The sequence below is a fragment of the Paenibacillus sp. EKM301P genome, assembly GCF_011800295.1.
Taxonomy (GTDB): domain Bacteria; phylum Bacillota; class Bacilli; order Paenibacillales; family Paenibacillaceae; genus Paenibacillus; species Paenibacillus polymyxa.
The window spans coordinates 579,087-604,322 of record NZ_JAALFM010000003.1; the positions used below are offsets into that span (position 1 = coordinate 579,087).

Here is a 25,236-nt window from a genome sequence, read left to right on the forward strand (position 1 = left end):
AATTTCAAGGACTAATTATAAGATAATAACGTACCGATTGGTAATCAAATAAATGTCACTGAACATTATAATCAGATACATGGAGCCATTAAGAATAAAATCATGAGTAACGAGAGGTATTGTTATGGGACGAATCCGCGAATTTGACGAAGAGAAAGTTTTAGATGCAGCTATGCAAATATTTTGGGAAAAGGGATATGAAGCCACCTCATTAAGTGATTTAACTTCAAGAATGGAAATTCAACGCCCCAGTATATATTCCACTTTTGGGGGCAAAAAAGAATTGTTCGAAGCCGCGCTACGCAAATACACGATGTCCCGTGCTTCTCTGATCCGAACCAAACTTCAAAGTATTCCATCTGTAAAAGAAGCATTTCGTACTTTTTTTGAGGGTGTAGTTGAAGAGGAGTATGCGGAAAATCCTAGAAAAGGATGCTTTTGCATTAATACAATGGTTGAACTTGCGCCCCATGATGAGAAGTTTGAAATTCTTACAAGGGAGCATCAAATGTACCTAGCGGTCATTTTTCAAGAAACCATTGAACGAGGTATACAATTAGGTGAGCTTGAGATCGAACTAGATGCGAAGGCTGTATCACAGGCACTAGTTGTATCGTTAATTGGTCTGACCGTCATGATAAAGTCTCGTCCAGAACGATCATTTATTGATAATACAATAGAAGTAACACTGACACTGCTTAAGTAAGTTGAATGGATTCTTTTAGCGGATAACAATCTCTATAAGACAGTTTAAAGGGCACCCAGTCGGGTGCCCTTTGTGCGTAACACATGTTTTCACATATGTTGATATAAAACATGCATTACAATTGCGGATAAGGATGGAGGTTTTATTAATGTCCACGATGTTTTTCTTTCGCTTTTTTCTCCTTTAACTCCCTTATCCGTGCCTTCATAGATTCCTTTTGCTGTTTAGAGTAAGTACGTTTCTCCAACTTACGCTTCTCATACTCTAACTTTAAGGCCTCTTGTGCGTTGGAGGAGACTCCCTTTCGCCTTAATTCATACGCTGCCTGCCTTGCTAGCCGCTTTGGATTGATCTTCTTCGTTTCAGACCCCTTTACAGCCACCTCTTGTGACAGCCGACTAACAAGTTCACACATTTCCTCTCGGATAAAATGGAGAATTTCTTCGTCTTTAGGCTCTGTACCAAAAATGTACCTGGCTGCCTTCAATTTCCCTTGGTCCTGCTCCTCCACGACTCCAACCCAATACTGTCCATCATGATAAATCGTAAGCTTCATTTGAATCCCCCTCATTTTAAATCGAAACGATGGACATCCCGAGGGGGAAGGTTACTGACATGGCACTCTTGCTAATATAGAGTCGTCCATGCGTCTGGACTACCAACCAGACTGTGTTTTTTCGTCTCAGAAAAAGTATAGTTGCCTTACTGGAAAACAGCAAGTTAATCGCTGATATGTATTAGAGTGAACCTAGATATAGAGTATACTAGATGAGTATAAGTTCGGTACACGATGACATGATATATGTAATGGTACTTAAATACAGCGCAGAAGAGGTTGAGAATGAGTCAGAAGCATTTTGCAGATTATCCATTAAGTGAAGAAATTGTGAGGGCTCTGAATAGCTTGGGCTATGAGACGCCAACAGAGATTCAAACGGAGGTTATTCCCGTTGCGCTTGCGAAGAAGGATCTTGTGGCCAAATCGCAAACAGGCAGCGGCAAAACAGCAGCATATGGTATTCCACTTTGTGAGCTAGTAGATTGGAATGAGAATAAGCCCCAAGCTTTAATCCTGACACCAACTCGTGAACTCGCATTACAGGTTACTGAAGACATCACGAATATTGGACGCTTTAAGCGGATCAAAGCAACGCCCCTTTATGGGAAACATCCTTTTCATATACAAAAGGCCGAGCTAAAACAAAGAACACATGTGGCTGTAGGTACGCCTGGACGTGTACTGGATCACATTGAACGAGGCACGCTATCCTTAAATCGAATTGCCTATCTCGTGATTGATGAAGCTGATGAGATGCTGAATATGGGCTTTATCGAGCAGGTTCAGTCGATTATTCAGGCGTTGCCTAGTGACCGGGTTACGATGTTGTTTTCCGCTACTTATCCCGAAGATGTAGCCAAATTATCACGTAAATATATGAACGATCCTGTGGAAATTGAGATTAAGGCAACAGGTGTAACGACTGCTACAATTGATCACTCTCTTATTCAGGTGCGAGAGGCGGACAAACTGGCTCTGCTCCAGGATCTGCTCATTGTTGAGAACCCTGACAGCTGCATCATTTTCTGCCGTACGCAAGAGCATGTAGATACACTATTCAGAGCATTGGCTGACCTCGAATATCCATGTGATCGCATTCATGGCGGCATGGAGCAGGATGAGCGATTTGAGGTAATGAACGCATTCAGAAGGGGACAATTCCGTTACTTGATCGCAACGGATGTAGCCGCCAGAGGGATTGATATCACAAATATCACCCATGTCATCAACTACGATATTCCCCTTGAAAAGGAAAGCTATGTTCATCGTACAGGCCGTACAGGACGTGCTGGCAAAACGGGGAAAGCCATTACTCTAATCACTCCTAAAGACAGCAACCGATTAGCTGATATTGAAGCATATATTGGATTTGCAATTCCGCAAGTAAAAGCCCCCTCAGAAGAGGCTGTAGATCTCCGCAGAGAAGATTTCGAGCGGAACCTACATGTAAAAACTGTGCTCAAAAACGACAAGCGCGAGCAATTAAACCAACAGATTATGAAGCTCAATTTTAACGGCGGTAAGAAGAAAAAACTTAGAGCTGTCGACTTTGTGGGTACCATCGCTAAGCTTGACGGGGTAACGGCAGATGATATCGGCATCATTACGATTCTGGATAATGTGACAGATGTTGAGATTCTGAATGGCAAGGGCCCACTGGTGCTTGAAATTATGAAGAATACGACCGTAAAGGGCAAGCTGTTAAAGGTACGCAAAGGGCATAAGTAGAAGGTACGCTGCATAAAAAGAGTGAGGCCATCCCGTCCAGAACAGCCAAAGGTTTTCGTAAGCTATACAGGCGGGATGGCCAAGTTCATCTCTTGCTCCTCTAATTCATCTTTCCATTTAGCGATATTATAAATGACTTTGAATTTCTCTTTTAACTGAGTAACACCTTCAACTGGCACATAGCTGTCCAATTCTATATGGAAGTCCGAAATATCTTTTTTATGGTTATACATCTCTTCTAGAATATCAATGATTGTGGAAAGTCTAGATTTAAACGATAACTTATAATCATCTTCGTCCTCGAGTATACATAGATTTTCTACCCCTCTAAAAAAGGAGTTCTCTTCAAAATATAGCTTGTTACAGATCATATGGACCTGCATCAATGGTTCGCATATTTGCCAATCCGCTTGCTGCATGGCGGTTTTGAGTGATATATGTGCTCCACTAGTGTAATAATAATCTCGATAAAAACACATTGAACAAGAAGCCCTCATTATTTTAATTTTTGAATCTACAGCAGGATATCCTAATAGAAATCCTTCGGCTAGCAATTTCCTGGAAAAGTAGTCTAACGATTTTACGAATAATTGGTATCCAAGCTCCTTACCTTCCTCATCATCTTTATGACAGCAATAATGAATAATATCCTCATTTACTTGTTTATTTTCATATTGATATCCCATTCCAGCCTCTAAACGATCAATATGAATTTCGACTCCTGCAAATAAGTCATTCAAACTTGTTATTCTGGAATGATTGCCTTTCAAATTTATGTTTAAGTCAGCAGTACATTCTCTATAAAGTATGCAGGTGTCTTTGATATTCAGGTTTATATCTTGTCTTTTCATAAAATCAGCGATTCTCTTGAGGTGCAAGTAATCCGTTCCTATAAAAATTATTTTCTCATATTCAATAGCCCCAGCATCAGATTGATTAAAATGAACAGCAATACAAACGTCCTCATCGTGTGCTATCAATGTCTCAATACTCTCAATCATCCTATTCCGTAGTGCAGCTTGTCGAGGAAATGGCATGGTTAATCCAATGTATTTTGATTCCAGGTTAGGCAGCAGCTTCATTTGATCATGAAGGTAAAGCATCACATGATCAAAATTATATTTCCTAGCACTTTCATTCATTAGAAACCGTAGACCTCCTTCTTACCAATTCTTAATTTCATTTTACCATCCCCCCACTTCCACAATATACCTTTAACTCTATAAAACTAACTACGTGGGTGATAATTGTTCTGCTTTATCGTATTCTCTTAAAGAGTTGATAGCACACTTAAAAAAATTTTAGACAAGGTGTCCCTTTTGGTCATCTTCGTTTGTTATACAGATATAGTTTGCTTTTTGATCAGAGGGGGTGCCTAAATCCTTGAATGAGGACATCGAATACAGAATCAAACGAGTTCAAGCCGGCGAAATCCAGGATTACGCCTACATTGTAAAGGGGTACCAGCGTCAGATTTTTGTGTACTGCTGGAGGCTATTAGGAAGTGAGCAGGAGGCAGAAGAGGCTGTGCAGGATATTTTCGTCAATGCTTTTGAGAAAATCAGTAGGTACAAGCCGACAGTGGGCTTCTCCTCCTGGCTGTATAAAATGGCCTATCATCACTGCCTGAACCTAATTCGCAGGAAGAATCTACAGCGCAAATTTAAACTTACCCTGTTCACCTCAGCTGACATGACTTCAGACAGTCCAGCGCAGGTTATGGAACGTCAGCTTTTCAGTGAACCGCTGAGCCGGGCGTTGGACCAACTGAACGCGGAGGAGCGTAACCTGCTGGTGCTGCGCATTTTTGAAGAAAAAACATTTGGAGAAATCGGGGAAATCATGAACAAAAGCGAGGACGCTATCAAGAAAAAATACGGCAGGACAAAAACAAAGCTCAAAAAAATAATGGAGCCCCTAAAGGAGGACCACAAATGCGTGAGTTACAAGACAGAATTCAAAAACAAAGCCTGAAATACACCGATCTGCAAGACAGGGGATTCAAAAACATGGACAAGCTAACCGAGCCAGAGAACGCTTTGAAAATTCAGGCTTTTGACGTCTCTGACAAAGTGATGGAACAGGTCTACCAAAAGGAGATGCCCAAAAAAGGAAATATCGGAAAAATCCATTTTCAGCCTCGCTTGACTGTCCCCATCATGATTTTGCTTTTTGTAGTAGGGGCCTCTGTGACCGGATACGCAGCTTCACAATATCTTGAGTTCCGCAACAGCACGGGTAATGTCGTATTAAATACCGCCAAAACCCCTACCGAAACGGACGCCTCCAAAGCATATACCTCGACCTACGCACAGTGGGACAAAGAGGTGAAAGGCCGTTTGCAGCCAGGAGAGTATGCTGCCTATTACGTCAAGGACGATTCTATGAATCAAAAAAACCTATCTAATCCGGCCCTGTTTGCGTACAAACCGGCTGAACTTTCAAGTTTCAACAGCTTACAAGATGAAATCAAGCGGACTGAGGCTCCTTTATTCAACAACCCCACTCACCTACCGGATGGCTATCAGTTTGAATTTGGATACGTCTATCCAGTCGCTGCATATCCTGGAATGATGGACAAAAAGGAATATCGCGCTTTAACCGATCAACTGATGCAACAGGCCAAAGCTGCACCGGAGGGTGAAAACCTGTTTATTCAAAAGCTAAGCTGGGACAAGTCAGACTCCTCCTTTGCCCGGTATGCGAGAGGAAACGACTATGTAAACATTACCGTCACCAAATACACTCCTGAAGTCACAAAGACGACCATCATGCAAAATGAACAGGATTCGGCTGAGCAAGTGACAATCAAAGGAACCAAGGTCTATTACATCAGGGCAAGTGAAGCAAGCAAGCCCTTGGAAGCAGGAAAAAACCGACTGGGATGGCTCGATGAAAAAAGACATTTACACTACAACATATCCGATAACCAAGACAGCCCGCTGACCAAAGAAGATTTGGTTAAAATAGCCGAAGATTTGCTTAATGGTTCACCACAATAGCTGCAACGGTAAGATTTAAAAAGAGACTGCCCTTCGCCAAGGGTAGTCTCTTTTTAAAGAATAGTCCCTATACCATTTCCTCACAAACCACTACCGCATACACCATAATCTTTTTACCTCGACTAACTCCTGATCGTTGAACTTCATTCTGTATACATCTGGTTTGGATGTGTGTAGTAGAAAATCCAAGTCGTACTGCTTGTCATAATACCCCATCATTAAAGTCATAACTGCCCCATGAGTGCCTAATGCAACTTTCTGTCCTCGATAGGTTTTTAACAATTCTTTTAGAACTGCTATACTTCGGTTCTGACAAACCGTATTAGACTCTCCTCCCTGTAAAGCAAAGTTTGGATCAGAAAATGACTTGTATAATAAAGGGAATAATTCCTCATCGGGTAGTCGATATTCTTCATTCAAAAAAATTCTTTCTTTAAGATCCTCGAATACCAAAACTTCTTGTCCTGAACATCGGGCTAATTCTTGGATGGTTAGGATTGCTCGTTGATATGGACTTGAAACGAAGACCCCGATCCCCTCTCCTTTCAGTAATTCCGTTATTCGATAGGCATCTGACTTCCCTTTATCCGTCAACCCTCTAGTTCTTTCATTTCCTTCCGTCTTCGGTGATTCGCCATGTCTCACCATGTAAATGAAAGTTTCCAAAATAGCCTCCTTAAAGGATATCGTTTTGCTCTCGTGATTCCTGAAACGGCCCATTGGTTATAATTTTAGAGCAAATCTTTCGGTATGACCAATCCAGTCTGCACTCACCATACACGAACTGATAATTGCTGTTACGATGTCATATATTATCTTTTTCTTTCATGCATAATGCTTTACCACGGAAGCTGATCATCCATGTAATAGAATCCGCCTGTTGGACCATCCTCTGGCAGGGTCGCCAGTCGGACCGCCGTTTTTGCTCCATCCTCCACCGACAGTTCCGCCTTTTCCCCACCCATCTGCGTTTTGACCAAGCCGGGGTGTACGGAGTTAACCTTCAGATGCGTCCCACTGTTTTTTTGCGCCCAGTAGGCCGTCAGCATATTCAAAGCTGCTTTAGATGCGGCATAAGCCGGGGTAGCAAGCCGCTGCACCCGTTCATTGGAAAGTTGGAACTGAATCGAGCCTATAGCGCTGCTTTGGTTGACGATTCTGCCTGCTTCGCTCTTTAACAGTAATGGCAACAGTGCTTCTGTAATCAAATAGGGTGCGAATGTGTTCACCTCAAAAGTATCTCTGAAAGCATCCCCGTCATAACCCGCTTTTTCTGCCAAAATGCCTGCATTGTTGACCAAAATGTCCAGCCGTCCGTAAGTATCCTCGATGAATTGGGCCAATTCCGCCATATGTGCAGAATTCGTCACCTCAAGCTTCACGCCGACTGCCTGAATGCCTTCTTGCAATAGCCCGGCCGCTGCTTCATCTGCTGCTGTTTTCGTACGCGCAGCAACCAATACCGTTATGCCTTGCCGCCCCAATTGTCTGGCAACCTCCAGTCCGATTCCTTTGCTTGCTCCGGTAATTAACGCGATTTTGTTTGTCATGATTTATTTCCTCCTCATTTTTATAAAATTGAGAATGATCGTTCTAATAACATGAAAAAAATTTGTTTTCGTGTATCGTCTATGTCTCTAAAATACGTAGATTTAACTCGGCTATCCGTTGCAGCTTTTCTTTCGGAACGGAAGTCCGCACCATCACCCTCAGTCCCGCTAAGGCATTTTGCAGATACTCAGCCAATTCCTTCGCTTCGTACTGCTGTGTGAATTCGCCGTTTTGCTGTCCCCACGTTACGATTTCTGCAAGCAGCTCCTCCGATTTTGCAAAGGCCTTCGTCGCTATCGCATCAATCTCCTCATCCCGAGCTGCTAATTCGACAGCCGAATTCACGAACATGCAACCGGGCGGTACGTCCTCTTCACCATTAATGATAAAGTCGAAAATGAACTGAAGTGCCTGCTTAGCCGTCTGGGATTGCTTGATCCCTGCCGACCATCTACCACTAACTCGCTCTCCGAATCGGTCCATCACTTTAAGAAACAGGGTGTGCTTGTCGGTAAAAGTATCATAGATACTTCTTCGATGGATCCCCATGTGCTCGACAAGATCATTCATCGAGGTTTTCTCATACCCCTGCTCCCAGAACAGCCTCATAGCTTTTTCCAGAACAACGTTTTCCTCAAATTCTTTGCTCCTGGCCATCGTAGCTACCCCCTGACCACTTAGAATAGGTTTGGATTAATTTGCATGACCTTTTGGAAACGATCGTTCTACATTGGTCGCTGATATGTCTTTCTTCTCTGTCTGGCTTTATCCTAACATATCGGGAACGATCGGTAAAGAATTACTTTTCCTCCTTTATAGCCCGCTCCATGATTACTGTAATCGCTTTAGCAAACACCAATAAACACAGAAGGATTACAAAGTTTCGCACTCGTAAGCAAGCATTTTAGCGGTGGGAGCTCCCCACCGCTTCACGTTGTTGCTTATGCGACTGAATACGTATTGTAAGATTACTTTGTATTTTATTAAAATATTTGGATGATCGAGTTACTAGCCATGTAAAATTAACGATGCAGCGGTTCTTTTTCGCCCAGACCCAGCACCTCTGTAGTGGTATTGTGGATCTGTTGGTAAAGCTCTGAGTTTTCCGCTAACGACAATCCATAAGAAGGAATCATCTCTTTTATTTTTGGTTCCCATTTTTCCATATGTTGTGGGAAGCATTTCTCTAATACCTCCAGCATAACGTGAACAGCAGTAGAAGCCCCCGGAGAAGCACCGAGCAATGCAGCCACCGAGCCGTCAGCGGAACTAACCACTTCCGTACCAAATTGAAGGGTTCCTTTACCGCCCTCTGTATCTTTGATCACCTGCACACGCTGACCTGCTACCACGATATCCCAGTCCTCAATTTTGGCGTTGGGAATAAACTCGCGTAATTCCTCCAGGCGCTTTTCATTCGATAACATCACTTGCTGAATCAGGTATTTGGTCAATGCCATCTCTTTTGCCCCTGCCGCCAACATCGTGATGAGGTTATTGGGTTTTACGGAACCAATCAGGTCCAGATTTGAACCCGTTTTCAGGAACTTTGGTGAGAAGCCGGCAAACGGTCCAAACAGCAGCGCTTTTTGGTTACCGATGTATCTAGTATCCAGATGCGGGACAGACATAGGAGGAGCACCGACCTTCGCTTTACCGTATACTTTTGCATGATGCTGGGCGACCACTTTAGAATTGTTACATACCATAAATAGTCCACTTACCGGGAATCCCCCGATATATTTGGACTCAGGAATGCCAGTTCTTTGGAGTAAAGGTAGACTTCCGCCCCCACCACCGATAAAAACGAATTTGGCAGTATGATATTCGATTTTTCCGTTATCCAGATTATGCACTTTGACTTTCCACGAGCCATCGCTCGCACGTTTAATATCCTTTACACTATGCTTGTATTTAATCTCGACGTTTTTGCTTTTTAAATGGTCAAACAACATGCGTGTTAAAGCACCAAAGTTGACATCTGTTCCAGAGTCGATTTTGGTTGCCGCAATCGGTTCATTCAATGTACGACCTTCCATAATTAGCGGAATCCATTCCTTTAGCTTTTCAGGGTCATCGGAAAATTCCATGCCTTGAAATAGCGAAACACTTGAAAGCGCTTTAAAGCGCTTTTTTAAAAAAGATACGTTTTTTTCACCCATTACCAAACTCATATGGGGTATGGGCCTGATAAAGTCCTGTGGATTACGAATCAAATTACTGTTGACAAGAAAAGACCAAAACTGTCTTGAGAGCTGAAACTGTTCGTTGATATTAACCGCTTTACGAATATCTACAGATCCGTCCGCTTTTTCGGATGTGTAGTTCAGCTCGCACAGTGCAGCATGACCCGTGCCTGCATTATTCCATTCGTTAGAGCTTTCTTCTCCTGCACTTGCCAGTTTCTCAAACACTTTAATTTCCCATTCCGGTGCTAACTCTTTCAGCAATGATCCCAGAGTCGCGCTCATGACTCCGGCACCAATTAAGATAACGTCTGTATTTTTCTGAATACTATTCATAAAAACCTTCCTTATCTCTTATATTTGCAAAAAAGAGCAGGCCCTCCTGCTTAACTGACTCAAGAAGCAAGGCTCCACTCAGGAACATACCTTTTCTATCTCCATTATAACTTAAATATAATCATTTAAAAATTATATCTACTTTTATCTGATAATTATAAATCATTTCTGCTAAAAGGTGAGAATTTTCTTGCGAAAATAAAAATTGAACTCAGCCTTTTATAAGAAACATAGCTGATTTTGTTACTCTCGTGAAATACAGCTTCCCAATAATTAAATCAACAGTTTATGTATATGAATAACCAGGAATTGTTATGTAGGATTTCAAGAATTAATGCGCGATCCATCTTGGGACTGTACGCAAACTGTACAATGCATAGAAATCAAGTAAAATAAGGGACATAAGGCGAAGATCCCCCATGACCTGGACTATTGTTGGAATATTTTCTTTTGTCAGGGAAGAACGGTTTTCGGACTGAAATGCTGAAGAAGCAGAATCTGTAATGATTCTGTAAACCTTGTAGGAATGGGGACTAGAGTGCTATGAGGAAAATAGTAGTTAGTGGGAATACGTACTTGTGGAGTTATAAAACAGTCAGAGATATTTACTGTAGATCCAAGTTGACTATTATTTCTGAAAATAGAGATATAAAATTTATAATTCAGTTTACTACTAAAGATACAATTGTCACTGGTAGCCCTTTGAATGAGGGATTACGGGTGATGAAAGAGGGTAAACAATATTCTATTAATCTGAACCAACCTAAGTATGTTGCTGAAGTGTTGCAGTATATACTTGATATGGAGTTAGATGTGACAGTGAAGAAAGTGCATGAGCTAAATGGTAATGAATTGTTGGTTAGTATGGGGTATCAGGATGTGACTGGACTTTTGATATGAACTAAGCCTGTTCCACATTCTAAATCAAGCAAAAGGCCTTCCCCGAAGGAATGGCCTATTTGTTATGGAAAGACACCTCATTTTTCATGCCTCACTCTTAGTCACTTTATAGAGAACTTGCTGTTATTTAGGATAAGTTACGTATACACCAACTGCTTTCCCTCTGAATCCCAACGCCATGCCAAATCACCTTGTAGCCATAAACCACCATAGCACTCGTCTATTCCCTTTATCTTCACCCAGTCATGTACTTCCGCCACTGTATTCCTCCCTACTTCCGATAATGCAACAACGCATTGGTCAAAGGATGGGGTTGTTTTCTTTTGATGATCAGAAAATGAGTGGCGACCTTGAATCTCCAATAGTGCATATGGTTGCTCCGACATATTCCTCAAACGGTACCAAAATTCCAAATCACCCATTCCTAGACCACTTATTCGGTTCCCGATCTGCTTAAACAATTCATGTGGAGTATTTACTTCTTGCTGGATGAGTTCCAAAGTTGTCTGCTCTACGATGCCCAGCCCATTGGCGGTAGAAGGTAGACGAGATAGGTGCAGTTCAAGTGCCGCATGAGCAAAAGGCAGGGCAGATGTGTCTTCGTGCAAAATATCAATATGCCGCGTTATATCCGGGGAGGTATATGCTTCCCAGATTCTTTTGCCCATCTCAAGCTCCTGCTGGCCAATCTGCTGCCACGTGCCTGACAATTTTTCTAACTGCTTCGTTGTAAGCTGTCCCAAGCCCCTAAACGGTTCAATACCTGGGTAGTTGCCGATACACAGCAAGCTCAGTTTGGTTTGGCCTAGAGTTTGCATTGAAAACCAGTACAACAAGTAACTTAGCATCAGCTGGTCGAACAAATCGTGCTCAAACCATAGCACGACTTCGTCGTACTTATGAAAGTTATGCAGAGTCTGCTCCTGAGCCTTGCAATTGGATACATATTCTTCTGCTGGAATCCCGAGAGTTCTCTCCAAATATTCCACTCTTGCTGCTCTAGATGAGGGCTCGCCCATTTCAAGGAAAACCGGACCTACCGGATACACCTCTCTCCAGACCAGGATATCTCCGCGAATGTTCCCTTTCCTCAGCTTGTCACCAACATGGTCTCCGTTGACTATATGTAGCACCGATTCTCCTCCTTCGTAAATATCGTTAAACATGGATACAAAGTCGCTGACAAGCAGCGAGGCTCTCAGCTTATTGCGGGCATCGAACAATCGTTTTTTCAGCACGGATGGAGATACACATAGATAGCTTGATATTTCACCGATTGAATACCCTTGAAAATAGTACAGCTGAACCGCCAGTTTTAACTTGTCAGATAAACCCTCGACGGATTGATGAAGCTTTTGGTGCCATTCCCTTCTTTCAGCGATAAGCTCCACATCAAATTTTCCTACATCCATGACTATAGTTTCGTCCAACGGCATCATCGTCGGCTTCTTGCGGCGCAGAAGACGATGACATATTATAAATACTTCATCATGATGTTCGAAACAGTCCGCTGTTGATTTTCCCAATCATAATCGGAGTTATCCATTATAAAAGTTTGAAAAGGAAGCTGCTCAATAATGTGCAATTCTAGCTCTCGTCGATGTTCAAGGAACTGTATATATCCATCGTACCCGTGCAACCCCTTATTTTTTCCATAATCCTGCTCCGTATGGTACCAAATCACAAAATCTAGCCACTCTTGAGGCCTCATCGTTTTCACTCGCTCAATCGTCTCACGGACACTAGGTTGCTTCAAATAAAACAAAATTGGATTAAGGTCCTGAATTTGCTCCGCAATCTGTAATACATGCTGAACAAATCGATCATTTCCAGCATCATGTCGAGCGAGTAATGCACACCCTGGGTTCTGTAAAAAACAGCATTCGAGTATGACCAGCTTATCCTTTTCTCGCTGATTCTTAGCAAAAGAACTCCAACGTCGAACCATCAACTCGCAATATTTTTCTACAGGTATTCCATCGTAGATTTCATAGCGCTGGATTTCCTCATACAAACTAGAAGGAATTCCATTTTGAGCTGATTTCTGCGCAAGTGCATAGGCGATTAATGAGTCGTTACCGCTTAGCGATACAAATGGATCAATATCATGAAATACATCAGCATAGCTAGACCGGAGCCTATCAAGTTCCTCATTCGGCATGCAAGCCACTGATTCATAATCAGCCGGATGCCGTAAATTCCCTTCTAAAAAAAGTCCCGCCTCTATTTTATGCTGGTGTAAGATGTCCTGTATGTATCTAGATAATGTAGATTTTCCAGAGCCAGGTATCCCTTCAACCATAACCAATTTTGTTTTTGCAGATGGTAAATTCGCCATAGTATCACATCCTCATGAATTAGATGACTACCTTAAAGAAGAATCCAATTGTCTCGTTAGATCGCCCACCTCCCTATCCGCCCACTTCAACTTCCCTTATCTAAACTTCCTCTGGCAAACAATAAAAAGCATTGGGTCTTGAAGACTGACCCAATGCTTCTAAAGATGAACTATAATTACTTAATAATTACGTATTCCAGGTTAACCAGTTTTGCATAAGCAACAATTTGGTCTGTAGTTAGATTCAAGGAAACTACAGTATGGTGACCGCCGCCGTTCTCAATCCATGCTTTAACTCCATCTTGGAAGTTCGGCTTCACGTTCCACAGTACACGGGCCACTGGAAGTTTGGGAGCAGGAACTGTTGGTTCAAATGCAGTAACCTCATTGATCAGCAGTTTATAATGTGTGCCAAAGTCAGCCATGGAAACCACTACACCATCTCCTGCCTTACCATCAAACACCAGACGGGCTGGGTCTTCACGATCGCCGATACCTAACGGAGAAACGATAATTTTAGGCTTGTTGCTTGCCAACGTTGGATCAACTTCAAGCATATGCGATTGAAGGATCGATTCCTGACCAGCTGCTAATTCATAGGTGTAGTCTTCCATAAAGCCAGTGGATTGATTATGGCTCATGACTTTAAGCAGACGATCGAGCGCTGCAGTCTTCCAGTCTCCTTCACCAGCGAAGCCGTATCCTTGTGCCATCAAACGTTGAACGGCAAGACCAGGAAGCTGTTTCATACCGTAGAGATCTTCAAAGTTTGTAGTGAAGGCAGTATAACCACCATCATCCAGGAATCGTTTAATAGCAATTTCATAGCTTGCTTGCACTCTTACGCTGGATTCCCAAGCTTCCTTGCTGTAAGTACCATAATCAAATTCATACAGTTCGGAGTATTCTGCGAACAAAGCATCAATTTCTTCTTCCTTCACAGCATTGACGTACTGAACAAGGTCGCCAATTCCGAAGTAGTCAACGGTCCATCCAAATTGGATTTGGGCCTCGACTTTATCCCCTTCCGTAACACCAACGTTACGCATGTTGTCGCCAAAACGGGCAACTTTGATATTGAAGCTTTCGTTATAAGCAACCGCTACATCCATCCATTCTGCGATTTGCTTTTGCACTTCCGCACGTTCCCAATATCCTACAACCACTTTATTCTGTTTCTTCAGACGGGCATTGATAAATCCATATTCACGGTCACCATGAGCTGCCTGGTTGAGGTTCATAAAGTCCATGTCAATTGTAGCCCAAGGAATGCTTTCATTATACTGAGTAGCCAAATGAAGCAGCGGTTTTTGCAACAATTTAGTACCGCGAATCCACATTTTTGCAGGTGAGAAAGTATGCATCCAAGTGATGACACCAGCAACCTCGTCACGATAGTTGACTTCTTTCATGAGGCTGGTGATTTTGTCTGCACTAACTGCCAGATCCTGCAATACGAGCGGATAAGGCAACACACCGCTTTTATTTAAGGCATCGGTCATTTCTTGTGCGTGTGCTTTCACTTCTGCTAATGCTTCTTCCCCATACAGATGTTGTGAACCTACGACAAACCAGAACTGTTTTGTACCTACTGTTGACATAACATTCATCCTCTTTTCTTTGTTTGTTAGTATAGTTGTCTTATTTTTGCCCGTAGTAAGCGTCTTTCCCATGTTTGCGCAAATAGTGTTTATCTAGAATACGCTGCGGCAATTCTTCAGCAAAATGATTCAATTCCCGTGCGAATAGGTTCATTTTCGAAACTTCTTCCAACACGACGCTATTCATAACTGCGGATTTCGCATCTTTTCCCCAAGTGAAGGGAGCATGACCTTTAAGCAGGACACCTGGCACTGCTAAAATATCCAGCCCACGCTGCTCAAAAGTTTCGATGATGACACGGCCTGTTTCGGCTTCGTAACCACGATCAATCTCGTCTTGTGTCAGGAAACGAGCGCAAGGAACAGAACCATAGAAGGTGTCTGCATGAGTAGTCCCCATTACAGGTACATCCAGGCCGGCTTGAGCCCAAACGGTCGCCCAGGTCGAATGCGTGTGCACAATACCGCCGATTTCTGCGTAGTGCTTGTAAAGTACGGCATGAGTCGGTGTATCCGATGAAGGTCTCATCTCTCCTTCAACAACATTGCCGTCAAAATCAACAACTACCATATCGCTAGGTTTCATCGTGTCATAGCTAACACCACTCGGTTTGATAACGAATAAGCTGCGCTCACGATCAACAGCACTTACGTTACCCCAGGTGTATTTCACGAGTCCATGTTTAGGCAAATCCAGATTGGCTTGAAATACTTCTTCTTTCAGCTGCTCTAACACGTCAATTCCTCCAGTTTTCCACTAGATTATCTACAGCAGCCTGCTCAATTGCCAGGCCTTGTGTGTAGCGTTCCAAGAATGTTTCGAATCCCTTAACATCGGAACCGTCGGGATGAATTTCTTGTCCCTCAACATCTCTGAATACTTTTTGGTCGAGGAAGTCTTCCAGACTTTCTTGCTGATCCTTGTTCATCATGTAAGAAGCCAGAATAGCCATACCCCACGCTCCGCCTTCTCCAGCTGTTGCCATCACGGACACCGGAACATCCATAGCTGCCGCGACAATTTTTTGTCCGACAATAGGGGTTTTGAATAAACCGCCGTGAGCCAGAATGCTGTCAATTGCGACATTTTCTCTCTTCGTCAAAATATCCATCCCGATTTTCAAAGCAGCAAATGCAGTGAACAGATGAGTGCGCATGAAATTGGCCAAATTGAAACGGCTCTCAGGGGAGCGGACAAACAATGGCCGGCCTTTCTCTATTCCGGTGATGTTTTCTCCTGACAAATAGCCGTAGCTAAGTAAGCCGCCGCCATCTGGATCTGCTTCCAGGGCCTTATTCAGCAACACGCTGAATAATTGATTCGGGTCCGCCTTTTGCCCCATGGCCTCATAGAACTCACGGAACAAGCCCAGCCAAGCATTGAGATCACTTGAGCAGTTGTTGGCATGAACCATTCCGACCGGATTACCATTCGGTGTGGTCACCAGATCAATTTCCGGATATACCGCCGAAAGATCCTTCTCTAATACGATCATGGCAAAAACTGAGGTTCCCACAGACACGTTGCCAGTACGTTTTCTCACACTATTCGTAGCGACCATTCCTGTTCCCGCATCACCTTCTGGAGGACAAAGCGGAATACCTGATTGCAAATCTCCGGATTTATCTAAGATTTTGGCTCCCGCTGCGGTTAGTACACCTGCCTGCTCGCCTGAGATATGAACTTTAGGAATAATGTCTTGTAATTTCCAATCGTATCCTTTGGCTGCAATGAGTTCATCAAATTGCTTAACCATCGACTCGTTATAATCATGTGTAGTCTCATCAATTGGGAAGATCCCCGAAGCGTCTCCGATGCCAATGGCTTTGTTGCCAGTCAGCAGCCAGTGAATATATCCAGCCAACGTCGTAATAAAATCAATATGAGGAACATGTTGTTCTTCGTTCAATATCGCTTGATACAAGTGAGCAATACTCCATCGCTCAGGAATGTTGAATTGGAATTTATCAGTTAAAGCTTTTGCTGCAGCACCGGTCGTCGCATTCCGCCAAGTCCGGAACGGAACAAGTAATTCACCTTTGCTGTCAAAAGCCATATAGCCATGCATCATTGCAGAGAATCCTATAGAACCAACCGTATGAAGGGTGATTCCGTATTTTTGTTCAACCTCTTGTTTCATTTCACGATAAGCCTCTTGTAGACCTGTAATAATGCTCTCTAAGTTGTACGTCCAATATCCATCTACCAAGAGGTTTTCCCACTCATAGCTTCCAGATGCGATTGTTTCAAAACGATGATCAATCAGCACTGCCTTGATACGTGTGGATCCAAATTCGATACCAAGTGAGGTTTCTCCCTTAGTAATCGCTTGTTTAATGTCTTGATCCATGCTCACGTTACTCCTCTCTCTGAACAACTGTTATAATCGCAATAATTGAAAGAAGGCGCTTTCTTTTGTTTACAGCCTTAGTATATTTTTTGTGCGTACATTTGTCAATACAAAACCATAGTTATACTTACAAATACTTTGACGAACCGAGTGTTTTTCTATTTTAACTTTAGTATTTATACAGATAGGACAATAGATTATAATAAACTCATAATTATGCTAAAATATGTACATACAAATATTATAGATACATTAATTAGTATTAGAACAACTTGGAAAGAAGGAATAAAGTGAAACCAAAGTATCAGGTCATCCTTGAGGATATAAAAAGCAACATTCTTTCAGGGGCATACAGCGTAGGAGAACAAATCCCAACGGAATTCGCTTTGCAGGATAAGTATAAAGTTAGTCGCCAGACGGTCCGAAAGGCTATTTTGGAACTATCTAACGAAGGTTTTTTAAGAAGTGAAAAAGGATCTGGCACCTATGTCAGCAACCAATTTCGTTCAAAAACCGGTGGCAATTCCAGCAATAAAACCATCGGAGTCATCACAACCTACATCTCTGATTACATCTTTCCCTCTATTATTCGCGGGATTGAAGCCAGATTGAACGAAGATAATTATTCATTACTATTAGCCAGTACCAATAATGATGTCGCACAGGAAAAGAAAGCTTTGGAGATGATGCTGTCCTTTGGTGTCGATGGTTTGATCATTGAGCCTACGAAGAGCAATCTATATAATCCCAATATCGCTTACTATCTGACGTTCAAGGAACAGGATGTTCCATTCATCATGATTAATGCCTATTATGAAGAGTTGGAGGTTCCTTACTTCTGTCTCGATGACGTACAATCCAGCTATCTGGCAACCAAAGAATTGATCGCTAACGGACACACACAGATTGGCATCATTGCCAAAATGGACGATTTACAAGGGAAGTATCGAATGAAGGGTTATATCAAAGCGCTTGGAGAAGCCAAATTACGCTTTCACCCCGAGCAAGTGCTCTCATTCTATACAGAAACGAAGCAGGATCTGTCCACCAATTTGAAGAAATTCTTGACCGAACAAAGAGACGATTTAACCGCAATTGTCTGCTATAACGACGAGGTCGGACTAGAAGTTGTACATGTATGCAGACAACTTGGTATATCCGTTCCCGAAGATTTGTCCATTATTGGCCAAGACAATTCCTATATTTCCAAAAATGCAAACATCAAACTAACAACATTGACACACCCACAGGAACAAATGGGCCGTGATGCCGCCGACTGGGTTATTAAGAAACTACAAGGGAAGAAGGATCTAAGCAACCAAACCTATTATCAGCCCGTGTTAATTGAAGGAGAGACGGTAAAGAAGAAATTGAAGTGAAGGGGGAAATTTGTGATATTCACATACTCGTAATATACAAAACGCTACTGACAACGGAATGTCAGTAGCGTTTTGGCCTTTTTTGGATTCCTTGCCAGATGCGAAGCGAAATAACTTATCCACCATTATCACCTGAAAACTAAATCTGTTGACATTTTGTGGGGAATACTGTATATATTCAAAGCCAATACGAAAGGCAGTAGAGGAGGATCTGCATGCACAGAGTGATCAAGATCAGATTCACGCTTTTTTACGGTGAAGTGCCTGAAGCAAAATATTACGGGTACTTGGAGTTGAATCAGGATGGCAATATGATCGCGCTCTACAATAGGTACGGTGAGGAAATAGACATGTATGGCGGACATGAATTTGTTAGGGTAAGGGCACTTGGCAAATTTGATGACCAAGACCGTGATAATTTTTATTCTTTGTTAGAAAGTGATGGTGTAGGATAATCTGCACGATAGGCTGACGATTCCGGTGCCAAGGCACTACGAAAAATCAGCCTTTTTGATTTTATTTGCCTTATAGAGTTGACCGGCACGTTATCATAGTCCCCTAACCTCATCCTGTCAAGAAATAATGCGCGAATGAGCGACACCGTGGCGGACCCCCTTTTGCTTTCGAAATATGAATGAATTTCCGAGTATGATGAGCAATTTCGCTTTTTCCAATTCATCCCACTCCACGTAAAATGATTTTCAGGCGTTGCGGGATAAGCGATATACAAACAATAGACGGAACGTCATGAACAATCGGGAGGTAGAAGATGGACAATCAGGCTCAAGATGCAAGAGAAATGAAGAGAGGGGCAATATTAACCGCTCTACTCATCGGTACATTTGTCGCATTTCTTAACGAAAATTTACTTACCAATGCGTTTCCTGCATTGATGAGAGAATTTAACGTTGCTGCTTCGACCATACAATGGTTATCGACCGGTTATATGCTCGTGATCGGCGTACTGGTGCCGGTGACCGCATTACTACAGCAATGGTTCACGACTCGCCAGATGTTTATGTCTGCGATGGCGTTATTTTTGGCAGGTACCTGCTTGTGTGCAGTATCCCCGGGATTCGGAATCTTGCTGATGGGCAGGGTTGTTCAGGCTTGCGGAACAGGATTATTGATTTTGTTGATGATGAATACGATTCTCGCCCTCTATCCTCCAGAACGCCGGGGTGCCGCCATGGGTCTCATGGGGCTGGTCATCATGGTCGCCCCTGTCATCGGGCCAGCTTTGTCTGGCTTGATTATCGATACCTTTCAATGGCAATGGCTGTTCTACATGGTGATTCCTATCGCACTGTTTTCGATGATTTATGCATTGGTGTACTTAAAGAATGTGACAGAACTGACCAAGCCAAGGGTCGATCTTGTATCCATTGTGATGTCAACCGTCGGTTTCGGCTGCGTCACCTATGGCTTCAGCCAAACAAGTGCCTCACTTGAGCCTGAAGGTTACGGATCGATTGCAATAGGCAGCCTTTTCTTGCTCTTGCTTGTATGGCGCCAGCTTAAGATCAAAGAGCCGTTGATCGATCTTTCCGTATTCCGGCATTACACTTTTTCTCTGGTTGCGGTATTGATTGTAATTCTGATGATGGTTCTATTCGCCACAACAACATTGCTGCCGTTCTATATGCAGGATGTGATGAAGTTGACAGCATTTGCGACAGGCTTACTTCTAAATGCCAGGTAGCATTTTGAACGGGATGCTGATGCCGGTATCGGGTAAGTTACTCGATAAATTTGGGCCGAGACCCGTCATTGTGCCCGGACTATTCCTGATCGCCATATCGTTGTGGCTGTTTACCGGCATCGACAGTGATACAACACAAGGTTCCGTTCTGTTCAATCATATCCTCTTATTCTTAGGCATGTCATTCGTCGTCATGCCGGCTCAGACAACAGGATTGAATCAACTTCCACGTCACCTGGTTCCTCATGGCACAGCCATATACAATACGCTCCAACAGATTACAGGTGGAATTGGCATCGCATTGTTCGTCGGCATCATGTCGTCTGGAGCCAATCGTTATCTTCATCATTCGCTCAATCCCACTGCAATGCATGAGAAGACACAAAGCATGGTTTCCGGTCTACAAACAGTTTTTTGGATTGAATTTATTCTTGCAATACTTATTATAGTGCTGGGTTGGTTTATAAAAAAGCCATCTGAACATAATTAATTCATTACTAGGCACAGATTAAATCATGTATAGGATCGCTACTCTATTTTAATTGCCTCGATATAAAGTTCAATTCTCACTTCATTCGCGACAACAATCCCGCCTTTTTCCAGATGGGAGTTGAATGTCAAGCCGAATTCATTGCGTTCAATACTGGCTGTAGAATGAAATCCTACACGTTCCCGGCCGCGAGGGTCTTTGTTAAGTCCTTCAAAAACGGTATGAAAAGTGATGGGTTTTGTTACTCCATGCAGAGTTAGATTGCCCGTAAGTTCATATTGCCTTTCGCCAGCAAGGACGCAGCTGGTGCTTTCAAACGTAATGGTTGGATACTTGTCTGCATGAAGGAAGTCGTCGCTCTTCAGGTGCTCATCTCGTTGCGATTGGCGAGTTGTGATACTATTTGCATCTATGGAAGCCTGAATACCCATGGTTGCTAAATCATTAGGATCAAAACTCAAGATCGCTTGGAAATGCTCGAATACTCCTTTGATTCTATTAATCATTAAATGCGTTACCGAAAACTCAACGGAGCTGTGGTCCGGATCAACTTCCCACTTGATATTTTCCATGAATAAGTTCCACCTCTATAATAAGATTTTGAGAAGGGTCGCTCCCTCTCAAGGCACTGCGATATTCGCATACTCCTAATATACAAAAACGCTACTGACAACGGGATGTCAGTAGCGTTTTAGCATTTTTTTGGCTTCCTCGTTGTCTATAGTCAATAAAGTTATGTACTAAACAATAAAGTTGTGTTCTAACTTATAGTAACTTGTGAGTGACTGGAAGCTTGCGGAAACAACCTGTGAAGCTGAGTAAGGACGAAGATCGATCAAGGTCAGCAGATTGCAAAGCCGTTTTGGGGTAGCTAAACCAGACCCTATATCGAAACTTAAAAGCAAAAGGACTTTTCTCTGGAATCCACTAAAGAGAAGTCGCCGTATTTGTTATGTAACGTTTCTTAGTTTTAAAAATGAGTTTAATCTCTTGTTTTTTATTTCTGATTAGCACGTTGAGAGAGCCATTCTTTTTTCAGTAATGCATATTGATACGTATTCTCGTATTTCGGCGTGCCGTCTTCGTATTTAACAAATGAAACGAATTCCATGAAGCAGCCTTCCTGGCGAAAGCCCAGTTTATCACACAGCTTCTGGGAACGGAAGTTATCGTCCTCAACATAGGCGTACAGTCTCCTTACTTCTTGTTGCGTAAAGAGATATTCTATGAAGGCGTTGGCGCTCTCACTTGCGTACCCTTTCCCTTCAAATCTGGCATTAAAATTCCATCCAATACCATACGTATCCGAATCTCGTTCTTCCTTCATACCAAATAGTTCTCCGATCAGTTCGTTGCTGTCTTTCAGGCATACCGCGATATGGGAGTCGTCACTGCTTCTTTTTTCGACCTCCTCTGTAGCTTCCTCCAACGTCGAAATCTGGTGATCCATAAAGCAGTTAACTCTTGGATTAGCTGTATACTCCAACAATCCGGCAGCGTCGGTTGCGGCAAAATTCCGCAGGATCAATCGGTTGGTTTCAAGTATTTGCATGGATATACCTCCAGTTGTTATTTAAACGGACAATAAAGTTGTGTACGAGATATTAATGAAACATCACGAAGGTGAGCTCGAAGGTGCCTACCATCTGAAGGCTGATAATCTAAACTTATCCGTCGACTTTTTATGAATAATTCATACACGCCTTCCTCACGATTCGTCTCTGTCGAAATAATCATTTGGCAAATGCAGTTCTCGCAAACAGCTGATAAATTTTCCTTTGAAATTCGGATTGCTTTTATATTCCGGCCATACCGCCTTATAGTAAGGTAGCAACTTCTCATGTGGGATAATGCCCCAGTATAAAATCAAGTTATTCAGAACCTGCGGGCCGCCCCCCATCAGCATCTGTTCAATGATCTGCCAGCTTCCCAGCTTGTTTTCGCAACTGCGTGCGGCATAGATGGCAGTGGTTTGCATTTTCGGATCGGCGTCACACAAGAAAGGCGCAAAGTTCTGGAGCGTAATCGCACCGTAATCCTCCAGGATATATCCCGCATAACGCAACGTTTCCGGGTCGTGAACCCTGTCAAGCCTTTGCAAGATCGCTGGAATAAACTCCGTTAAATCCTCAGTTTTACTGGAAGCGTGCAGAATCTGTAAAGCTTGAAGAAAATCCTCATGTTCATCCGATTGCAACAGCTCCAGAAGATATTTTCTACCCGTGTCAAAGGAAGTTTTGCAGATAAGCCTAATGGCTGTGGTCCGATTTTTGGGGCTTTGTTCCGCAATATTTTTCAAAAAAGCAAGGGTTAGCTGAGAGACCTTCTTAAACTTGAACAATCCATCAAGCGCTTTGGCTTGGATTTCTTCGTTTGGAGCGCTCTGATAAATCTGGATCAGTGCATTCTCATCACCCGGCATTCGACTGCCAAACCACCCGATATCATAATCCAGAATAATTTCATCCAGCCAGCGCTCATACCAATCCAGAAAGCTACCTTCATAGACAAAGAAAAAAGGATGATCGGGATGAAAATCGGAGGTGTACACAATTCTCCCCCTATATTTCCCTTCAAGTACGAGATACATGTCGTATTCGCAGCCTTGGGTACCTATGCACAACATGCCGCCCAACACCTTATTACAGGTGTCGTCGTATTCCTCATCGGGAATGTCCTCGTCCCTGGTCAGGGGCTCAATCAGATGGTTCCATTCCTCTTTGGTCATCCCGGGATGCAGAACGGATTTTGCAAGGAGCACCTGGCGCTCGGTGTAGGAAGTTGCCTTTCCAAGTGAATAAATTCCATAGTAGGGTCCGGCGCCTCCGTTGCCGACGTTCATTAAAAACTGGGCGTAAGGCTCAGGAAGTGTGACCTGATTGTGGGCTTGCCAGTCCTCTAGCTCTTTTGCTGTAAGCTTCTCTTTAACCCTATATTGATGTGAGGATGCTCCAAACACCGAGAAGTCCGCGTCTTTGCGCATGGCTTGACTCAGTTTGTTTTTTATTCGATCCAGTTGCGTTTCTTTCTTCCTAAACCACATATTTGAACCCTCCTGTTGACCATAGCCAGGTTTCCTTGTTTACTTATCCAGCAATTTTATTGTTTTTTCTATGGGTCGTACCTCTTTAAAATGATATGTATCTAGAGTACCACAGGAAAAATCCATATGAATGGAATCTATATGTGGATTAGACTATAATCACCTTGTTATTCATGTAAGCCACTCCTCATTTCTCGGAAATTAACGACATAATTATTTAATTAAACTCATTAAACGCAGTTCATTTTAAACAACATAGAGTGAGGGAGAAAATAATGAAAAGCCAATTAAGAAATATTACGGTCGACGGTTATGCATTCGTTTATTGGTATTCAGGCGGGTCCCGCTTCGTCTTAAACCTATCTCCCAAAGAGAATAAAAACATCAAAGTCACGCTCATCTTCCAGGCAGATCCTCCCGATGAAGAGCCTCGTACTTATTGGGCCTTTTATGATATTTCAGCACAAAATAATAACATGGAAACTGTCCTCCATCTGGGTAAACCCAAGCATATCGCTGAAATTATCTCTTACTTGATGGCAAAACGACAAGAGCTTTGGACCCAGGGGAAACCTCAGGTTCTGGATAATGCCTGGGATTTATTAAAGGAGATGGGCTATTCCGAGCTAAATCCAATTTGGATTAGACAGTGGTAGTCCTAATGGCTTGTGGGCTAGCCCCCTTTGACCTGACCACTCAAAGGGGGCTTAAAGTCCACAGGGTACGATTATTCGTTATTCGGCGTAGTCGGACTAGCCGAGGGCATCAAGCCTTTAACAGCGCCGAGAAACGGGCGAATAGACTTGATCATGCCGTAGCCCATCTTCACAACCGGGACAAATTTCTGGATCATGCCGAACAGTCGCAAGCCGCCGCCGAGCATACCGCCAAGCCCTCCTGCGCCTGCAGTGGAGCCGCCAAGGCCGCCTAACAGCGAGCCCATCATCGGCAGGAATGCCGACACCTTGGCGTCCGGCTTGCGAGAGCGCGAACGGCTAGACGGTTTACGTACACCGCTTTTCCGGTTGCCGAGACGGACGCCCGGGGCATGCGAACTGGCTCTGCGTTCGAGAGGTCGGGAGTCTTGTTTCCTGGAAGGAGCACGCGGGGGAGCCCCAGCACTGGAAAGTACCAACCCGCCGCGATTAACGTCGGTGATGTAGCCGACATAAGTCTCTCCGCTGTGCAGGGTGACACAGACCGGACGGCCTTGAAACTTCTTAGCCCGTGCACGCATCTCTTTCGATTGTGCCATGGAAGTTCACCTCGCTCACTGATTATAATTCAGTTTACGCCAGGGGCGGGCTTCCTGCTTGTGCGAATGGGGCATACGCACGCCAAAAATCGCCTGACGTGCTCGTTAG

23 protein-coding genes and 1 pseudogene are annotated in these 25,236 nt (G+C 43.2%); 9 read left to right on the top strand and 15 right to left on the bottom strand.

What is annotated here, in order from left to right; genetic code table 11:
- Positions 1 to 124: 124 nt before the first annotated feature.
- Positions 125 to 706, top strand: coding sequence for a TetR/AcrR family transcriptional regulator (locus HFD99_RS10845; RefSeq protein WP_025366224.1), 582 nt, complete (start codon positions 125 to 127; stop codon positions 704 to 706).
- Between the two features lie 145 nt (positions 707 to 851).
- Here HFD99_RS10845 and HFD99_RS10850 read toward each other — a convergent pair whose 3' ends face one another.
- Complete coding sequence (locus tag HFD99_RS10850) at positions 852 to 1,262, bottom strand: YjdF family protein (protein ID WP_016822512.1); 411 nt, start codon at positions 1,260 to 1,262, stop codon at positions 852 to 854.
- Between the two features lie 285 nt (positions 1,263 to 1,547).
- On the opposite strand from HFD99_RS10850, the gene HFD99_RS10855 reads away from it, so the two are divergent.
- Positions 1,548 to 2,993, top strand: coding sequence for a DEAD/DEAH box helicase (locus HFD99_RS10855; protein ID WP_123797842.1), 1,446 nt, complete (start codon positions 1,548 to 1,550; stop codon positions 2,991 to 2,993).
- 62 nt (positions 2,994 to 3,055) lie between these two features.
- Here the strand turns inward: HFD99_RS10855 and HFD99_RS10860 are convergent, their stop codons facing one another.
- The gene (locus HFD99_RS10860) at positions 3,056 to 4,135 is read right to left on the bottom strand and encodes an elongation factor G (RefSeq protein WP_225164827.1); all 1,080 of its coding nucleotides are present in this window, start codon (positions 4,133 to 4,135) and stop codon (positions 3,056 to 3,058) included.
- A gap of 241 nt (positions 4,136 to 4,376) precedes the next feature.
- On the opposite strand from HFD99_RS10860, the gene HFD99_RS10865 reads away from it, so the two are divergent.
- A complete protein-coding gene (locus HFD99_RS10865) occupies positions 4,377 to 4,967 on the top strand; it encodes an RNA polymerase sigma factor (protein ID WP_123797843.1) in 591 nt (196 codons plus the stop codon).
- Positions 4,928 to 5,995, top strand: a complete 1,068-nt coding sequence (locus HFD99_RS10870) for a DUF4367 domain-containing protein (protein ID WP_031462507.1) — start codon at positions 4,928 to 4,930, stop codon at positions 5,993 to 5,995. The genes HFD99_RS10865 and HFD99_RS10870 overlap by 40 nt, the downstream gene beginning before the upstream one ends.
- A gap of 90 nt (positions 5,996 to 6,085) precedes the next feature.
- On the opposite strand, the gene HFD99_RS10875 is transcribed toward HFD99_RS10870, so the two are convergent.
- From HFD99_RS10875 to HFD99_RS10890, 4 genes are all read right to left on the bottom strand, one after another.
- The gene (locus HFD99_RS10875; RefSeq protein WP_123797844.1) at positions 6,086 to 6,661 is read right to left on the bottom strand and encodes a histidine phosphatase family protein; all 576 of its coding nucleotides are present in this window, start codon (positions 6,659 to 6,661) and stop codon (positions 6,086 to 6,088) included.
- 173 nt (positions 6,662 to 6,834) lie between these two features.
- Positions 6,835 to 7,545, bottom strand: a complete 711-nt coding sequence (locus HFD99_RS10880; RefSeq protein WP_123797845.1) for an SDR family oxidoreductase — start codon at positions 7,543 to 7,545, stop codon at positions 6,835 to 6,837.
- 79 nt (positions 7,546 to 7,624) lie between these two features.
- Positions 7,625 to 8,203, bottom strand: coding sequence for a TetR/AcrR family transcriptional regulator (locus HFD99_RS10885; protein ID WP_123797846.1), 579 nt, complete (start codon positions 8,201 to 8,203; stop codon positions 7,625 to 7,627).
- Positions 8,204 to 8,568: 365 nt separating this feature from the next.
- On the bottom strand, positions 8,569 to 10,068 hold the full coding sequence (locus HFD99_RS10890; protein ID WP_016822503.1) for a malate:quinone oxidoreductase: 1,500 nt from the start codon (positions 10,066 to 10,068) through the stop codon (positions 8,569 to 8,571).
- Between the two features lie 543 nt (positions 10,069 to 10,611).
- On the opposite strand from HFD99_RS10890, the gene HFD99_RS10895 reads away from it, so the two are divergent.
- Positions 10,612 to 10,968 carry a hypothetical protein gene (locus tag HFD99_RS10895; RefSeq protein ID WP_031462511.1) on the top strand — a complete coding sequence of 119 codons (357 nt, stop codon included), beginning with the start codon at positions 10,612 to 10,614 and terminating at the stop codon, positions 10,966 to 10,968.
- A 137-nt stretch (positions 10,969 to 11,105) separates the two neighbouring features.
- Here HFD99_RS10895 and HFD99_RS10900 read toward each other — a convergent pair whose 3' ends face one another.
- The 5 genes from HFD99_RS10900 to HFD99_RS10920 all read right to left on the bottom strand — a co-directional run bounded on the left by HFD99_RS10900 (position 11,106) and on the right by HFD99_RS10920 (position 17,258).
- Complete coding sequence (locus HFD99_RS10900; RefSeq protein ID WP_225164828.1) at positions 11,106 to 12,407, bottom strand: DUF1835 domain-containing protein; 1,302 nt, start codon at positions 12,405 to 12,407, stop codon at positions 11,106 to 11,108.
- 35 nt (positions 12,408 to 12,442) lie between these two features.
- Positions 12,443 to 13,306: a hypothetical protein gene (locus tag HFD99_RS10905; protein WP_123797847.1), complete on the bottom strand. Its 864-nt coding sequence runs from the start codon at positions 13,304 to 13,306 to the stop codon at positions 12,443 to 12,445.
- 176 nt (positions 13,307 to 13,482) lie between these two features.
- Positions 13,483 to 14,907, bottom strand: coding sequence for an L-arabinose isomerase (gene araA / locus HFD99_RS10910; protein WP_016822498.1), 1,425 nt, complete (start codon positions 14,905 to 14,907; stop codon positions 13,483 to 13,485).
- Positions 14,908 to 14,947: 40 nt separating this feature from the next.
- On the bottom strand, positions 14,948 to 15,643 hold the full coding sequence (locus tag HFD99_RS10915) for an L-ribulose-5-phosphate 4-epimerase (RefSeq protein ID WP_031462514.1): 696 nt from the start codon (positions 15,641 to 15,643) through the stop codon (positions 14,948 to 14,950).
- Position 15,644: 1 nt separating this feature from the next.
- Positions 15,645 to 17,258, bottom strand: coding sequence for a xylulokinase (locus HFD99_RS10920; RefSeq protein ID WP_017426026.1), 1,614 nt, complete (start codon positions 17,256 to 17,258; stop codon positions 15,645 to 15,647).
- A 290-nt stretch (positions 17,259 to 17,548) separates the two neighbouring features.
- Here HFD99_RS10920 and HFD99_RS10925 point away from each other — a divergent pair, with 290 nt between their 5' ends.
- The 3 genes and pseudogenes from HFD99_RS10925 (at position 17,549) to HFD99_RS10935 (ending at position 20,829) form a co-directional block, all read left to right on the top strand.
- The gene (locus HFD99_RS10925) at positions 17,549 to 18,637 is read left to right on the top strand and encodes a GntR family transcriptional regulator (RefSeq protein ID WP_016822495.1); all 1,089 of its coding nucleotides are present in this window, start codon (positions 17,549 to 17,551) and stop codon (positions 18,635 to 18,637) included.
- A 215-nt stretch (positions 18,638 to 18,852) separates the two neighbouring features.
- Positions 18,853 to 19,092 (top strand): hypothetical protein, encoded by a 240-nt coding sequence (locus HFD99_RS10930; RefSeq protein WP_123797848.1) that lies wholly within the window; start codon positions 18,853 to 18,855, stop codon positions 19,090 to 19,092.
- 314 nt (positions 19,093 to 19,406) lie between these two features.
- A pseudogene (locus HFD99_RS10935) lies at positions 19,407 to 20,829 on the top strand (MDR family MFS transporter).
- 38 nt (positions 20,830 to 20,867) lie between these two features.
- Here HFD99_RS10935 and HFD99_RS10940 read toward each other — a convergent pair.
- The 3 genes from HFD99_RS10940 to HFD99_RS10950 form a co-directional block, all read right to left on the bottom strand.
- Positions 20,868 to 21,401, bottom strand: a complete 534-nt coding sequence (locus HFD99_RS10940; RefSeq protein WP_017426023.1) for a YceI family protein — start codon at positions 21,399 to 21,401, stop codon at positions 20,868 to 20,870.
- 425 nt (positions 21,402 to 21,826) lie between these two features.
- Positions 21,827 to 22,381 carry a GNAT family N-acetyltransferase gene (locus HFD99_RS10945; protein ID WP_019689056.1) on the bottom strand — a complete coding sequence of 185 codons (555 nt, stop codon included), beginning with the start codon at positions 22,379 to 22,381 and terminating at the stop codon, positions 21,827 to 21,829.
- Positions 22,382 to 22,537: 156 nt separating this feature from the next.
- The gene (locus tag HFD99_RS10950) at positions 22,538 to 23,872 is read right to left on the bottom strand and encodes an SMI1/KNR4 family protein (protein WP_123797849.1); all 1,335 of its coding nucleotides are present in this window, start codon (positions 23,870 to 23,872) and stop codon (positions 22,538 to 22,540) included.
- 275 nt (positions 23,873 to 24,147) lie between these two features.
- Here HFD99_RS10950 and HFD99_RS10955 point away from each other — a divergent pair, with 275 nt between their 5' ends.
- A complete protein-coding gene (locus HFD99_RS10955) occupies positions 24,148 to 24,528 on the top strand; it encodes a hypothetical protein (RefSeq protein ID WP_115293088.1) in 381 nt (126 codons plus the stop codon).
- A gap of 71 nt (positions 24,529 to 24,599) precedes the next feature.
- Here HFD99_RS10955 and HFD99_RS10960 read toward each other — a convergent pair whose 3' ends face one another.
- Positions 24,600 to 25,127, bottom strand: a complete 528-nt coding sequence (locus tag HFD99_RS10960; protein WP_167440890.1) for a hypothetical protein — start codon at positions 25,125 to 25,127, stop codon at positions 24,600 to 24,602.
- Positions 25,128 to 25,236 lie beyond the last annotated feature (109 nt).